The following is a 14,704-nucleotide window of genomic DNA, read 5'->3' as shown; positions in this document are numbered from 1 at the left end:
CATGCGTTACGACGTCATCGTCATCGGTGGAAGCTACTCGGGCATGGCGGCGGCCTTGCAACTCGTGCGGTCCCATAAATCCGTGCTGGTGATCGACGCGGGTGAAAGACGCAATCGTTTCGCAAGGCATTCGCACGGTTTCCTCAGCCGGGACGGCGCGGATGCCGCCGACATCGTTGCCACGGCGCGACGCCAGCTCGAGGCGTATCCGACCCTGTCCTGGATCGACGGGCGCGTCGACGCCATCGACGGAACGTCGGGCGATTTCACCGTCACCCTGGCGGAAGGCGGCATGCGCCAAGGGCGCCGTGTCCTGCTCGCCACGGGCGTGGCCGATCAGTTACCGTCCGTTGCCGGGCTTACCGAACGATGGGGCAAGTCGGTGTTTCATTGCCCGTATTGCCACGGCTACGAACTCGGCAGGAGCCGTCTCGGCGTGATCGCCACCGGCCCGGTGTCACTGCACCAGGCGCATTTCCTCACCGAATGGGGCGAGGTCACGCTGCTGGTGAACCAGGCCTTGTCGCTGGGCGCGGAGGATCGATCCATGCTGGAGCACGCGGGCGTGACGATCGAGGACGCACCGATCACGACGCTCGAGGGACATGCCGACGTGCGGACGGTCGACGGTCGGCTTTTGCGCTTCGCGGGTCTCTTCGTCGCTACACATTGCACGCCTTCCGGGTCACTCGCCGAGTCCGCGGGTTGTGCACTTGAAGACATGCCCACGGGCATGGGCCGACAGATTCGCATCGATGCCGAACACAAGACCTCCATACCCGGTGTCTTCGCGTGCGGCGACGTGGCACGCTTTCCCCACTCGGTATCGCTCGCCGTGGCCCACGGTGCCTGGGCCGGTGCCCAGATCCACCGCTCGCTGTTCGAATCGAGGATCGCCGACACCGTGCGAGAGGACGTCGCATCCCCATGAACGCATTTTCCGACCCGACCGCCGTATCGACGTATGCTCGCAACGCCGCGCGGATGGTGCCCGGCCTGAGCGACCTGCCGAAGATGGCTGGCGCGTTGTTGGCCGAGCACGCGCCCGCTGATGCGCGCATCCTGGTACTCGGCGCCGGCGGAGGACTCGAGTTGAAGGCATTTGCGGAGATGCAGCCCGATTGGCGCTTCGACGGCGTGGATCCTTCGGCCGACATGCTCGATCTGGCCCGCATGACGCTCGGACCGCTCGCTTCCGCCGTACGCTGGCACGAGGGATACGTCGACACGGCGCCGTCCGGGCCGTTCGATGGCGCGACCAGTCTTCTGACGTTGCATTTCCTTCCTCGCGCCCAACGCCTCGATACCCTCAAGCAACTGCATGCGCGGCTCAAGCCGGGAGCCCCGCTGGTCATCGTCCATCATAGTTTTTCCGATGGCGGCCCCGGGCAGGATACGTGGCTGAAGCGCAACGCCGCTTTTTCCGTCGCTTCCGGCATGTCCCCGGCGCAAGCCGGAAACATCCTCACGCTCAGGGAACGGCTACCCGTGCTTTCGCCTCAGCAGGATATCGAACTGATCCAGGAAGCAGGGTTTGCCGACGTGGACATGTTCTACTGCGCGTTTACCTTCAAGGGCTGGGTGGCATACAGGCAATAAGCCGTGCGCTCACCTTCGGCCGACTTCCATCGACGTATGCCTATCATCCACCCATGAACGACATGCTGGCCTGCGCGCTCGATCGGCTCGCCGAGGGAGAAAATGCGATCCCGCTATTGGAAACGGCCGCCCGGGAAGGTTCGGTGATGGCTGCGGCCATCCTCAACCATCTGGCGGGAGACGACGAACGACGGGCGTACGATACGCCGCACGCGTTCGAGATCTTCATCCGCGCCGGAGGCAATCCGCCGCTCTATGAGTCGGTCAGCACGGCGCTGGCACGTCTCTATGAACGTTTCGCGCCACGCCGCCTGCTCGACATTGGCGCCGGCGACGGCATGGCCCTGCTACCCGCGCTGAACGCGACATCGCGCAGGCCGCATACCGTCGACGTGGTGGAACCCTCCGCCGAATTGCTTGCCCGCCTGCGGCCACAGCTTTCTGCCGGGACGGCAAGGCAACAGACCTTCCAGGCATTCGCGTCCCATCTGGCGTCCGGAGAGCCATGGGACATGGCGCAAGCGACGTTCTCGTTGCAATCCATACCATCGGTCGAGCGGCTCGATGCCCTGAAGCGGCTACGCTCGCACGTCACGCGTCTCGTCGTCGTGGAATTCGACGTACCGGTCCTCGACGATGCCCGTGATCGCCATGCCTCGCTCGCCCGCCGCTACGAGCAGGCGGCACGGGAGTACGGCGAACAGGCGCCGCTCGTGGCCGGCGGCTTCCTCGCGCCCATGTTGCTGGGGCAGTTGCAGGCGACCACCCCGTCGAATTTCGAGCAACCCATCGCCGCCTGGCAAGACGAGATCACCCGGGCGGGCTACCGGATCGCGTCGGCGACCCACCTGCACGACTACAGCTGGGCGCCGGCCTGGCTCATCGTCGCGGAAGCCTGAGCCCTATCGCGAGGTCAGGGCGCCTTTCGCGCATGCGCCGACGTGGCGGCAGATCAGACGGGCCACCTCGACGGGAGATTCCCTCGCGGGGAAGTGGCCCACACCGGGAAGCACGAGGCGTTCGTAGCCGCCGGTGAAGTACGACTCCAGTCCTTCCGACTCTTCGGGCGGATCGCAGCGGTCCGCGCCTCCCTGCAGGAACAGCGTGGGAACGGAGAGTTTTTCCGTAGCATCCACCTTTCGTCTGGCCGTCTCGTAGTCAGGGTCCATGGGCACGCTTTTCCAGCGCGACCGATACCCGTGCAGGGTGATGTCCACCCAGTCGGGATTGCCGAACGCCTTCGCCGCCATGGCGAAGGCCTCTTCCGAGATCCACTCTGTCGGCCCCCATGTGTCCCATTGCCATCGAGCGAACCCGATGGGATCGTTACGCACCGCGGCCGCACCCGCATCCGCCGTCATGAACCACTGATACCACCAGCGCGTGCTCTGCGCATACGACGGCACGTCGAAGCGCCCGCGCGGCGAATATCCAATGGCCAGCACGGATGCCGACAAAAGCCGTTCAGGCTGCATCGCGGCCATGTGGTATGTCGCCCTGCCGCCCCAGTCGTGACCGACGACGTGAAACCGATCGATGCCCAGCGCGCCCACGAGGTCGAACGCGTCCTGAGCGATCGCGACGGCGGATCCATCCCGGAGGGTGGCGGGATCCAGAAAAGCCGTCTTTCCGAAGCCACGAAGATCCGGTGCGATCCACCGCAGGCAGTCGGCCTCCAGGAACGGCGTGACCGACCTCCAGGCGCTTGCATCGTCCGGCCAGCCGTGCAGGAGCAGGATGGGCGTCCCGTCCTCGGGACCGCCCGAGGCGTAGGCCATGCGGAGCTTCTTCGAGTCGACCGATGTCATCGAGGCGTCCTTTATCGGGGAAAGGGCAAGAATGACCGGACAATTGTCTGCGGAAGATCATCGCGGTGAAGGAACGCGGATCAGGTGCATCCCGTCGCCATCGACCTGGGGATCATGCGCCACGCGGCAGGATAGCGGCCCACCCTGGTCGTGGGAGATGCACCGTGACGCCTCTGGACAAACCGCTCAAACGCGAACTGATCGTCGGCCGACAGTCCTATACGCTGACGATCGACCCCGATGGTCTCAAACTCGTCGAAAAAGGCAAACGCAAGGGACTGGAGCTGTCGTGGAAAGATCTGCTTTCCGGCGATGCGGGCCTGGCGGCGGCATTGCAGGCGTCCGTCGCCCCCTGAAACCCGTGTCGCATCAGCGCACCGCCCGCATCGTCGGATGATCCCCGTCAAGAACGGATCCGGCGACACGGGTGCGGGGACGCGCCCCCCTGCCCCCCGAACGCTGCACAATGCGCCCATGGGCTACCGCGACCGGATACGACGATGAACGACAGCTACCCCATTGGCCATGTCCTGACGGGCCCCGTCGCGCCGCTCGGCGACGGCGGCGCCATGAGCGGCATGCACAAGCGTCCCGTGCATGAGCCCGTACGCGTGACGCCGACGGGGCTGGCGACGGATGCGCAAGCCGATCTGAAGGTACACGGCGGACCGGAAAAGGCCATCCATCACTATCCCTTCGACCACTACGCGGCATGGCGCGACGAACTGCCTCCGCGCCCCCTGCTCGACGAAGCCGGCGCCTTCGGCGAAAACCTTTCCACCACCGGCCTGGTGGAAACGAATGTCGCCGTCGGCGACATCTTCCGGCTCGGCACCGCCGTGTTGCAGGTAAGCCAGGGACGACAGCCCTGCTGGAAGCTCAACCTGCGTTTCGATACGAAGGACATGGCACTGCGGCTGCAGCAGTCGGGGCGCACGGGTTGGTATTACCGTGTACTCGAAGAGGGCGACGTGCGCCCGGGCGACGCACTCGAACGGATCGACCGCGTCACGCCCGAATGGACCATCGAACGCATCTGGCGCATTTTCTATGTCGACCGGCTCGACTACGCGTCGCTGCTGGCGATGTCCGAACTGCCGACGCTCGCCGAAGGCTGGCGTCGGCACGCACGGCGACGGCTGGAATCGAAAAGCGTCGAGGACTGGAGCAAACGGCTGCATGGACAGCCCCCAACGCAGGACTGATCGCCCGTCGATACTTGATATCGACAACGATGTTTGCGCGACCATGGCACGAACATGCCGCCGAATCGGCAAGCCGAGCGAACTGTGATACCTGTCGTGAAACCTTATTGAAATGAAATGATAAACGTTCTTCCTAGGGAGCCAGGGGGAACACGTACGTTCATTTCAACCTTCATTTAAGGGCAGATACATGAAGACGTTCGGAACGAAGTACCTCGTAATTTCTTGCGCTATCGCCGGCATCGGCGTCGCGGCCGCGATGCCTGTCGCGGCTTCGCAGGAATCGTTCGATATCGCCGCGGCGGCGCACGCTCAGGCGCTCACGTCGTGGGAAGACACGATCAAACAGCAGGCACCTTCCGTCGAAGGCTGCTTCACCGCCGCGTTCCCGAGTGCGGGATGGCAGGCTGAACGCTGCGAAGCGCCACCGAGCTTCGTCTCGGTACCGCCCGCGACGATCGGCAATGGCCTGACCACGTCGGCCCGTACCCTTAGCGCGGACAGCGTGTACCAGGTCGGTAACGGCGTCGACTACGCCGCGCAGACCCGCAACCTCACCCGCTCGGCCGTCGGCACCTTTCCGACCTTGAGCGGCGTGACGACCGGCACCGCCGACTACTCGCTGCAGATCAACACCAACATCGGCAGCAATCCGACGACCTGCACCCAGTTCGGCTACTCGTCGTGCCAGACCTGGGAGCAGTTCATCTACTCCACCGACAGCGATGGCAGCCCGAGCAACGGTCGCACGCCGGTGGCCTTCATCCAGGACTGGTTCTTCGCCGGCAGTGCGTCGCAATACAACTCGGTGGGTTGCCCGTCCGGCTGGTACTCCTATCCGCAGCAGTACGCCTGCTACCGCAACAGCAACGCCGTCAGCGTGCCGCTGGTACCCGTCAACCAGATCGGCACGATCAAGCTCACGGGCTCGGCCACGTCCGGTGGCGTGGATACGGTGACCTTCACGGTCAACGGAAGCGCCCACAGCGTGAGCCAGAGCGCCACCACGTTGAACATCAACAAGATCTGGAAGCTGTCGGAGTTCAACATCTTCGGCAACGGCAGCGACAATCCGGTGGTGTCGTTCAATCGCGGCTCGCGGGTAACGGTGAACCTGGCCGTGAACGATGGCAGCACCAATGCCCCGAGCTGCCTCGGCAACGCCGGGCAGACGTACGAACAGAACAACCTCACGCTGGGATCCTGCACCGCCACCGGCGGTTCGACGCCGCACATCAGCTTCGTCGAAAGCAACTGATCGATCGAAGACCGGCCCGGGAAGGTCTCTCCTTCCCGGGCTTTTCATGGGCCGCCCATTGGCGCGTTGACCGCCAGCTGAGAGGCGAAGGCCCGACGGTAGGCCGGCCGTTCCTCGCCGCGGGCGACATAACGCGCCAGGTTCGGGTATTCATCCAGAACACCCGACATCCTCAGCCTCAACAACACCGACACCATCAGCAGGTCGCCGACGCTGAACGCGCCGTCCAGCCATTCGCCGTCGCCCAGCCGCGCGGAGAGCGGCATGAGCCGGGCGCGGATGCGATCCATCACCAGGGGCAGGCGCTCAGGGCTCCAGGGCTTGTCGCCCTCGAACACCTTCACCGTGACGAGTTCGAGGATCGGCGGCTCCACCGTGTTCAGCGCGGCGAACATCCACGTAATCGCGCGTGCGCGCGCCGCGGCATCCTCCGGCAGCAGGCCGGCGTGCCGCTGCGCGATGTGGAAGACGATCGACCCCGTCTCGAAAAGGGTAAGGCCACCCTCCTCGTAGGTGGGAATCTGCCCGAACGGGTGACGCGCCAGATGCTCCGGCTTCTTCATGTCGGCAAAGGACACCAGCCTCACCTCATACGGCTGTCCCGCCTCTTCGAGCGCCCAGCGAACGCGCGTATCCCGTGCCAATCCCTTGCCTCCGTCGGGGGAGCGTTCAAAAGCGGTAATCGTGATGGTCATCGTGCATCTCCAGCCGGGTCATGGGGCGCCACGTGGCCCCTCATCCGTACGTCGAACGGGCCGATCGGAAATCGACACGGCCCGACACGATGGCCCGCCCCACGCCGCTCCTCCATCCCGAAGCGTTTTTACGGCAAAGCACGTCGGCTTGGACGTGACGCCCTGGGGAAAAATGGCAACCCCATACCGTGTCGCCCATGACGGTGGAGGGCCGTCGATCGCAATGAAACCTCATGAAAAAAGGCCTTTCCCGTTCGCCGCTCCATCGATCCGACGGATCGGCCATGAAAGCCCTCGTTGCTTTACCGTCCTTTAACGGATCGTGCCATCCACTCGCCCATGGCACGCGAATCGACGCGTGCCGCAACAGGGGAAATGTGCACTGCCGATCGCCTACCCGCCACGTCGCGGGTACGTGTCGCCGCTGGCTTATCGGGCAGGACATGCCACGCACGCTTCGCCTACGAGTGGTGACGCCCCGTCCGCCGACGGGGCAGCCATGGTTTTGCCAACCATTCAAGGAAAGGGTCGATTGCGATGAAAATCAAATACCCGTTTTTTCCAACGCAACGCAAATATGGCACGTTCTCCCTGATCGCGGGCGTCTCGCTTTTTTCGATGACGCAGATACTCCTGGCGGCCGACAACCGAGCGTCGACGCCGACCGCCCTGCCGACGCTGACACCGCAGGTTCCCCTGGAAGTCACCTCCACCAAAAACCCTCCCACGCTCGATTCGCTGCAACACGACTTCGACGTCTTCTCGTGGCAGTCGTTCATCGCGCTCAATTGGCCGGCCAATGCCGACGGCACGCCGAACACGGGCGTCACCATCGGGCAGGCTACCAATAGCCCGGTGGTGTGGGAAAGCTACCGGGAAAGCCGGGACATTTTCCTTCCCGGCGGCGCCCCGCCCGCACCCTGGGGGCAGGAAAGCCCGCTTCCGCCCGTCTGCAAGAACATCGATGCCAAGCACCTCCCGCCTGGGACGATGCACCTGACCCAGGTCGGAAAAACTCCCAACGTGCTCGACGAGAGCGGCGAACCGTTCAAGACCGGTCCGTTGATCGACCAGAACGGCCAGTACGCACGCTTCGCCATCCTCACCAACGAGCAGATGTTCGACTACATCGACACCAACAAGCTCTATTCCAAGCGTGGGCAGAAGGCCTTCGACGCGAATGCCAACTTTCCGTCAAGCGATACGAAGAACAACCAGGTCGGCTCCATCATGATCAAGACGTCGTGGGTGAAGATGGGCGGCAAGTTCGACCCCGCCAAGTTCTACACCACCTATGCCCTGGTCTACGACAACCCGGCGGAGGAGCCCGGCGTCAAGCCGTCGTGCGTGCTTACCCAGGTGGGCCTGGTCGGATTCCACATCGCCCACAAGACGGCGAGCGAACCCCAGTGGGTATGGTCCACGTTCGAGCACGTGAACAACGCGCCTACCGCGGGGCAGAAGCCGACGCTGCCGGCATACAACTTCTTCGACGCGACCTGCACCTCCTGCAAGGTCAACGAACCGCCGCCGCGCCCCTGGAACCCCGGCACGGCGTATACCAAGCCCACGCAGATCGAGCGCGTGATCGCCATCACGCCCGATGCCCAGCAGCTCAACGCCGCGTATCACCAGGCGCTGGCGGCGGTCTCCGCCGATTCGGTGTGGCTCAATTACGAGCTGGTCAGCACGCAGTGGCCAACCAACGCGACGAGCAAGACCGACCCTACCGGGGTACCGGCACCGTCCTTCCTCGCCAACACCACGCTGGAGTCGTACATCCAGGGTCACGTCAAGCAGACCTCGAGCAGTTGCATGGCCTGCCACAACAACGCCACGACGACGACGGGGAGTTTCTCCGACTTCACCTACCTGCTTCAACGCGCCCAATAGCCTCGAGGAAACATGCCATGAGCAACGATATGGACAACTTCGTCGGCCTCAGCGCCGTGCTGACGGGCTTCAGCCAGGAGGTGCTTGCACCCGACCTGGATCCGGTGGACATCAAATCCGAATACCTGCCGGTCTTCACGGCGAACGTCACGAAAGAAAGCGGCGATCCGTCGCTGGTCGCCGGCATCTTCCAGAAGTACGCCATGCTTCAGTCCCAGACGCTCACGCCGCAGCAGATCGGCGAAGCGATGCTCGACCCGGCCAACGGCGAGGCCTTCGTGCTGGCCTGCCGCAAGCTGATCTTCATGTGGTACGCGGGTGCGTGGCCGACCATCGCTCCGGCCTCGGCCACCGCCCAGGCAAGTACGGTGAGCGACCTGATTTCCGCGAAGGCGTATACGGCGAGCCTGGTCTGGCAGGTCATGCAATCCCATCCGATGGGCGATTCCAATTACCGCTACGGCTATTGGAACAAACCGCCGGTTCCGCTCAGCGATTACACGGGCCAATGAGGAGATCACCCATGACTACCCAGACTTACGACCTCGTGATCGTCGGTTCAGGCATCTCCGGTTCCATCGTCGCCTACGAATTGGGCCGCCAGGGAAAGAAAGTGCTGATCCTGGAGGCTGGCCAGGAAGTTCCCGTCGATCGCAGCGGCTACATGCGGACGTTCTTCAAGGCGAACGCCAAGACACCGGAATCGCCCTACCCACCCACCACGCAGGATCCCAAGGCGTCCACGCCGGACAATCCGCTCGGCCTGCCCGATCCCGCCCTGGAAAACGTGCCGCGCTACACCGTCCTGCAGATCAACTCCTGGCGCAATCCCGCGCAGTGCTATTTCACCTATCCACCCCAGGCACCCGGCCTCACGGGCGACAGCCCGGAGGTCGTGTTCGCCTTTGCCAGTTCGTACGAGCGGATCGGCGGCGGTACCACCTGGCATTGGCTGGGCACCAGCCTGAGGCACTTCTGGCACGATTTCGAGCTCAAGACGCTTTATGGCCACGGCGTGGACTGGCCAGGCGGCCAGCAGTTCTATCAAGCCCTGGTGCCGTACTACGAGAAGGCCACCAAGGAGATCGGCGTCTCGGGCGACAAGGCCGCAATGGACACGATCTACACGCAGTTCGACGTGGAACCTTCGGGCAAGTACGGCCCCGACTACGACTACCCGATGCCGCCGATCGTGGCGTCGCTGGTCGACAACCTGTTCGCCACGGTCACCGACATGACCGTCGACGGCAACCCCGTATATAGTTCGCCCACGCCGCAGGGGCGAAACTCCCTGCCGGGCGATCGCCGCCAGTGCGCGGGCAACACCAACTGCATCCCCATCTGCCCGATCCAGGCCAAGTACGATGCGACCGTCACGCTCGCCAACGCGCTGCAGACGGGTAACGTCGACATCCGCTACCGCACGGTGGCGAGCAACATCCAGGTCGACGCCACCACCGGCGAGGTCACCGGCATCGACTACATCACCTACGACGATCACCTTGGCCCACCATCGGGCACCGGTACGGCGGTCGGCACAAAGTACCTGCTCGCGGCGCACGCCATCGAAACGCCACGACTCCTGCTGATGTCCAACAAGAACGTGAACTTCCCCGACGGCGTCGCCAACTCCAGCGGCCAGGTCGGGCGCAACCTGATGGACCACATCATGTACCTGGCCTGGGGCCTGGCCAAGGATCCCGTCTACGCCTACCGCGGCCCCCTGTCCACGTCGGGCTACGAATCGCTGCGCGACGGTGCCTTCCGCAAGAACCGCTCCGCGTATCGCATCGAGATAGGCAACGAGGGCTGGCAGTGGGCGGCCAACGATCCGTACACCACGCTCGCGGATTTCGTGTTCGGCCAGAACGCGAGCCAGCTCAACGGCAACTCGGTCAACCAGCAAGGACAGCCCTTGCGCTTCAATCCGTCGCTGCCTGCCAACAGCCAGCTCTTCGGACAGCAGCTGGTCGATACGCTCAACGGGGTCTACATCCGGCAGATTCGCCTGGGCTACCTGATCGAGCAGCTCCCCGATCCGGACAACCGGGTGGAACTGTCGCCGACGGAAACGGACCATCTCGGACTGCCCCGACCCCTGGTGACGTATCGCATACGCAACGACTACGAGCGCGAGGCGTTCGTTTCCGCCAAGGCCGTCTCGACGGAGATATTCACCGCCATCGGAGCCACCGAGTACACCATCCCCCCGCCCGATCCGGTGCTCTACGGCGCACCGAACGAAGTCACCGCGACCAACTTCCAGTACAAGGGAAACAACTTCACGTTCTATGGCGCCGGGCACATCGTCGGCACGTATCGTATCGGCGACGACAAGACCCACTCCGTGCTGAACCCGAGGCAGCAATCCTGGGATCACGCCAACCTGTACATGGTGGGCAGCGGCGTCTTCCCGACGGTCGCCACCGGCAATCCCACGCTGACCATCGCCGCGCTCGCCTTCCAGGCGGCGGACAACATCCTGCAGGATCTCGAGCCATCCGGTGAGGCGAAGGCCGAAGCCATGGCGAGCTCATCCTGAGCAAGCCGACGGAGAAAGGCCGCCCCGGGTCGACACCGGGGCGGCATCGAAACGACACATGACCAATGACTCATGGCAAGCGGGGCCGCATTCCCTAACGTCGGCCAAGTAACGACCTCCATCGGGGAAATGCCATGAAAGCCCTCCGCATTTGGACCTGCGCAACGCTCGCCCTGGCCTCGGCAGCAATTCATGCCGAACAGCCGGGCCCAAAAGCGAAAGAGGACCAGGCCAACCTCTTTCAAACCGTCACGGCCTTGAATACCGAGTTCTTCGGCGCCTTCAACCGTTGCGACGTCGCCGGGCAGCTGGAAAAGCACGCCAGTTTGATGGACACCAACGTCGAGTTCTACCACGACAAGGGCGGCGTCAGCTGGACCCGTAAGGACTATATCGACAAGACCCGCCAGAACGTCTGCGGACATTACCGCCGAAAGCTCATCCCCGGCACGATGGAGGTCTATCCCATCGAGGGGTTCGGTGCGATCGAAGAAGGCCAGCAGGATTTCTGCGATCTCCGATCCGACACGTGCTTCGGCCAAGCAAAATTCATGATCGTCTGGCACCGTACGCCCGACGGCTGGCGTGCGACGCGCATATTCAGCTATGGACACCGTGCCCTCGATGACGCAGGAGCACGCCCGGGTTCGGCGCCTCCCGCGTCGCCCGGACATTGAGCGGATGGCAGGGCACTACGACCGCATCAATCGATGCGGTACTGGATCGGCTTGAAGCGGAAGTTGTTAGACAGGCCGGCGGAACAGGCCGTGAGCGCCACCACGAGATCCATCCGGGCCACGAATGTGGTCCCGTCACCCGGCTTGCTCAATGGCGGCTCGACCGACAACCGGCCGCTCTGCCCATCGACCTGAACGTTCATGAAGACGTTGAAGGCCGTCGGAATGTGGTCCGGCTCGACACCGAAGGGAGCCAGCGCTTCCGCGAGGTTGCCGAAGCAGCCTCGATGAGGTTCGGTGTGTCCATAGAGCTTGGCGAACATCTCTTTCGAACAAGGGGCGAGAAGGAAATCGTGCCGCCCCACATCGTCGCGTTCGATGACGAGCATGGGGGAGCTGCGATTCGAATACAGCACATCCCCGGTGGTCAGGAACAGCTTCGACGCATAGTCGAGCGAACGTCCGCTGGACAGCCATTCGTTCGAGTCGTGGGCATTGAACGCGACCAGATCGCTGACCTGCTCGCCTTCCGGGTCGATCACCGTCAATCGCTGCCCTTCCTGCATCCGGAAGGCGACACCACTGCGCGGTGAGATGGTCTTCAAGGTCATGCCGCTTTTTCCCGATGGGGTCGGAAGGGACAATGCCACTCGCCGACGATGTGACGCCCGCTGTACTGGATCGCTTCCGAGCTGGAGCCATGCACGGCAAGCATGGGATTGGCCGAGCCATTGAGTGCGATGTCGCGCTCGACGATCGCGCTTTTCAGGCGCTCGTAACGCCCCTGCGATCGCAAGTACTCGAACTGTTCATGCAGGTTGAACACCAGCGCGGGATGGGCAAGACGCCGGGCAGGCCGTGATGCGCCCGGATGCAGCCCGACCACATAGAACGCCTTGCCGCCCACGCTCATGCTGAAACTCGGATCGTCAGGATCGTCGCTGACCTTCGGGTCCCATGCGTGACGCGGTGCATCGGCCCCGTGAATACCCTGTAGCCGCGCGAACAACAATCGCTCGAAACCCGTCTCGGGCATGGACTCCGTGTCGGTAAAGTGCACCACGAGGCTTGCGAACGTGTGCTCGGCCTTGTCGCGTGCCGCAAAGGCGGCGATGGCTTTCGCGGCCTTGGCGTCGTCCGCGGGGCAACCCATCGGCCCGGCGAACACGTGGGTCACGAGATCGCGCTGAAGCGCCGTCTGCCCCGCGAAGCACGGAAACGACGGCCCGGACAGATGCGCCTCGAACTCGTCGAGTGCTTTTTTCTCGGAATCGGAATACATGGTGTCTCCTTTTGGACACCATGGCCGTACACGCGTGAACACGCCTGCCACGCGACCTCAAGACGTGTTGACGTCCGTGAGCGGGGGTTGAAGTATTCCTTCTCCTTACCGTCGCGGGTCGCGAATCGTGACGCCCGCGACCAACGAAGACGTCAACGCCAGCGCGGCCGACAACAACATGACCCGCCGGAATCCCGCCACGAACGCGTGGTCGATGATGTCCCTCGCCGCTTCGGCCCCTCGCGGCAACTCGATACCGGCCAGCCGGGCTTTCTGCTCGACGATACCCCGCACGACCTCATGCGGAAGCGACAGGCCCTGCAGCCCGGCCTGCAGCCGTGCATCGAAGCCCTGCGTGAGTACCACGCCGAACGCCGCGATGGCGATGAGCCCCGCTACGCGCGACACGGCGTTGTTCACGCCCGACGCGGTTCCCGCCAAGCCCGGTTCGAGGGCATTCATCACCGTGGTGGTCAGGGGCGCGATGGTGATGCTCATGCCCAGGCCCAGCACCGCGGCGGCCGGAAAGAACGTCGTCCAATACGACCCACCGACGCCCGGTACCGCGTACAACGCAAAGCCGCCGGCGGCGATCCCCGGGCCGACCACGAGCGGCCAGCGCGCACCCACCCGATCGACGAGCTGGCCCGTCCAGCGCGACAGCACGAACATGATCACGATGAAGGGGAGAAGCGATGCGCCGGCCCCGGTCGCACCGTAGCCCTGCACCTGGATGAGATTGAGCGGCACGAAGAAGAGGCTGCCGCCGAGGGCCGCGTAGAGCAGCAAGGTGAGCAGGTTGGCGCCGGCGAAGTTGCGGTCGCGAAACAGGCCCACCGCCAGCATGGGTGCCGCGATTCGTCGCTCGACGACGACGAAGGCGATCGATGCCGATATGCCCACGGCGGCGGCGATGCCAACGCCCGGCGAGAGCCAGCCCTGCTGAGGCGCTTCGATGAGCGCATACACCACGCCGGACAAACCGAGCGTCGCCAACAGGGCACCCGCCACGTCGATGCCTCCGCCAACGGCGCCGCGGCTCTCGGGCACCTGCCAACGGCAGATGGCGATCAACGCGACCCCCAGCGGCAGGTTGATGAGGAAGGCCCAGTGCCACGACAGGTGCTCGACGAGAAAGCCGCCCAGCACCGGCCCTATCGCCGCGGTGACGCCGCTGAATGCCGACCACGTACCGATGGCCCTGCCCCGGCGCTCTTTCGGGTACGCCGAGGTGATCAGCGAAAGGCTTCCCGGTACCAGCAAGGCGGCGCCGAGGCCCTGCCACCCTCGTGCGATCACCAGCCAGCCGATGCCGGGTGCCGCCGCGCATCCGAGCGACGATACGGTGAACACGAGGGCGCCCAGCGCGAAGACGCGACGCCGGCCGAAGCGGTCGCCCAGTACACCCCCGACCAGGAGCAACGCGGAGAGCAGCAGCGCGTAGGACTCCATGACCCACTGCGCACCCGCCGTGGTCGCCTGCATGGCGTGCTGGATGGCCGGGAGCGCCACGTTGACGATGGTGCCGTCGACGAAGGCCATGCCGGAACCGAGAATGGCGGCGACGAGGGTCCAGCGGCGGGCCGCCTCACTGCAGTCGACGGCAGGCGTGTCTGTGGAGCTGGGCGGCAGGGCTCGGGGCATGCGCGCAGCTTAGCCCTTCATGCCCATGGGAGCATGACCTTCGTACCTTGTCCGAGGGAAGCGCACGTCGGACGATGCGCCGACACCGCAAGGAGATGCCC

15 protein-coding genes are annotated in these 14,704 nt (G+C 64.3%); 10 read left to right on the top strand and 5 right to left on the bottom strand.

Annotated features, from left to right (window positions below; translation table 11 throughout):
- Position 1: 1 nt before the first annotated feature.
- The 3 genes from JNG39_RS03730 (at position 2) to JNG39_RS03720 (ending at position 2,498) form a co-directional block, all read left to right on the top strand.
- On the top strand, positions 2 to 931 hold the full coding sequence (locus JNG39_RS03730; RefSeq protein WP_368310805.1) for an NAD(P)/FAD-dependent oxidoreductase: 930 nt from the start codon (positions 2 to 4) through the stop codon (positions 929 to 931).
- Positions 928 to 1,599, top strand: a complete 672-nt coding sequence (locus tag JNG39_RS03725; RefSeq protein WP_368309747.1) for a class I SAM-dependent methyltransferase — start codon at positions 928 to 930, stop codon at positions 1,597 to 1,599. Before JNG39_RS03730 ends, JNG39_RS03725 begins: the two co-directional genes overlap by 4 nt.
- Before the next feature lie 62 nt (positions 1,600 to 1,661).
- Positions 1,662 to 2,498, top strand: coding sequence for a class I SAM-dependent methyltransferase (locus tag JNG39_RS03720; protein ID WP_368309746.1), 837 nt, complete (start codon positions 1,662 to 1,664; stop codon positions 2,496 to 2,498).
- A gap of 3 nt (positions 2,499 to 2,501) precedes the next feature.
- Here the strand turns inward: JNG39_RS03720 and JNG39_RS03715 are convergent, their stop codons facing one another.
- Positions 2,502 to 3,407, bottom strand: coding sequence for an alpha/beta fold hydrolase (locus JNG39_RS03715; RefSeq protein ID WP_368309745.1), 906 nt, complete (start codon positions 3,405 to 3,407; stop codon positions 2,502 to 2,504).
- Positions 3,408 to 3,571: 164 nt separating this feature from the next.
- Here JNG39_RS03715 and JNG39_RS03710 point away from each other — a divergent pair, with 164 nt between their 5' ends.
- The 3 genes from JNG39_RS03710 to JNG39_RS03700 all read left to right on the top strand — a co-directional run bounded on the left by JNG39_RS03710 (position 3,572) and on the right by JNG39_RS03700 (position 5,870).
- Complete coding sequence (locus JNG39_RS03710; protein ID WP_368309744.1) at positions 3,572 to 3,763, top strand: hypothetical protein; 192 nt, start codon at positions 3,572 to 3,574, stop codon at positions 3,761 to 3,763.
- Positions 3,764 to 3,907: 144 nt separating this feature from the next.
- Positions 3,908 to 4,612, top strand: a complete 705-nt coding sequence (locus tag JNG39_RS03705; RefSeq protein ID WP_368309743.1) for an MOSC domain-containing protein — start codon at positions 3,908 to 3,910, stop codon at positions 4,610 to 4,612.
- A 190-nt stretch (positions 4,613 to 4,802) separates the two neighbouring features.
- Positions 4,803 to 5,870 carry a hypothetical protein gene (locus JNG39_RS03700; protein ID WP_368309741.1) on the top strand — a complete coding sequence of 356 codons (1,068 nt, stop codon included), beginning with the start codon at positions 4,803 to 4,805 and terminating at the stop codon, positions 5,868 to 5,870.
- A gap of 44 nt (positions 5,871 to 5,914) precedes the next feature.
- Here the strand turns inward: JNG39_RS03700 and JNG39_RS03695 are convergent, their stop codons facing one another.
- Positions 5,915 to 6,565 carry a glutathione S-transferase family protein gene (locus tag JNG39_RS03695; RefSeq protein ID WP_368309739.1) on the bottom strand — a complete coding sequence of 217 codons (651 nt, stop codon included), beginning with the start codon at positions 6,563 to 6,565 and terminating at the stop codon, positions 5,915 to 5,917.
- A 537-nt stretch (positions 6,566 to 7,102) separates the two neighbouring features.
- Here JNG39_RS03695 and JNG39_RS03690 point away from each other — a divergent pair.
- From JNG39_RS03690 to JNG39_RS03675, 4 genes are all read left to right on the top strand, one after another.
- Positions 7,103 to 8,458, top strand: a complete 1,356-nt coding sequence (locus tag JNG39_RS03690) for a hypothetical protein (RefSeq protein ID WP_368309738.1) — start codon at positions 7,103 to 7,105, stop codon at positions 8,456 to 8,458.
- Between the two features lie 17 nt (positions 8,459 to 8,475).
- A complete protein-coding gene (locus tag JNG39_RS03685) occupies positions 8,476 to 8,970 on the top strand; it encodes a hypothetical protein (RefSeq protein WP_368309737.1) in 495 nt (164 codons plus the stop codon).
- An 11-nt stretch (positions 8,971 to 8,981) separates the two neighbouring features.
- A complete protein-coding gene (locus tag JNG39_RS03680; protein WP_368309736.1) occupies positions 8,982 to 11,000 on the top strand; it encodes a GMC family oxidoreductase in 2,019 nt (672 codons plus the stop codon).
- Between the two features lie 134 nt (positions 11,001 to 11,134).
- Entirely contained in the window at positions 11,135 to 11,677 is a 543-nt protein-coding gene (locus JNG39_RS03675; protein ID WP_368309735.1) for a nuclear transport factor 2 family protein, read from the top strand.
- A gap of 26 nt (positions 11,678 to 11,703) precedes the next feature.
- Here JNG39_RS03675 and JNG39_RS03670 read toward each other — a convergent pair whose 3' ends face one another.
- The 3 genes from JNG39_RS03670 to JNG39_RS03660 are packed head-to-tail and all read right to left on the bottom strand — an operon-like array spanning position 11,704 to position 14,603.
- Complete coding sequence (locus JNG39_RS03670) at positions 11,704 to 12,288, bottom strand: DUF1989 domain-containing protein (protein WP_368309733.1); 585 nt, start codon at positions 12,286 to 12,288, stop codon at positions 11,704 to 11,706.
- A complete protein-coding gene (gene gntA / locus JNG39_RS03665; RefSeq protein WP_368309732.1) occupies positions 12,285 to 13,010 on the bottom strand; it encodes a guanitoxin biosynthesis heme-dependent pre-guanitoxin N-hydroxylase GntA in 726 nt (241 codons plus the stop codon). Before gntA ends, JNG39_RS03670 begins: the two co-directional genes overlap by 4 nt.
- Before the next feature lie 54 nt (positions 13,011 to 13,064).
- The gene (locus tag JNG39_RS03660) at positions 13,065 to 14,603 is read right to left on the bottom strand and encodes a DHA2 family efflux MFS transporter permease subunit (RefSeq protein WP_368309731.1); all 1,539 of its coding nucleotides are present in this window, start codon (positions 14,601 to 14,603) and stop codon (positions 13,065 to 13,067) included.
- Positions 14,604 to 14,704: the final 101 nt, after the last annotated feature.

This window comes from Luteibacter sp. CQ10, assembly GCF_040900725.1.
Lineage (GTDB): Bacteria > Pseudomonadota > Gammaproteobacteria > Xanthomonadales > Rhodanobacteraceae > Luteibacter.
Note: the sequence above shows the minus strand (reverse complement) of the source record. Positions and strands in the feature narration are given on the sequence as shown.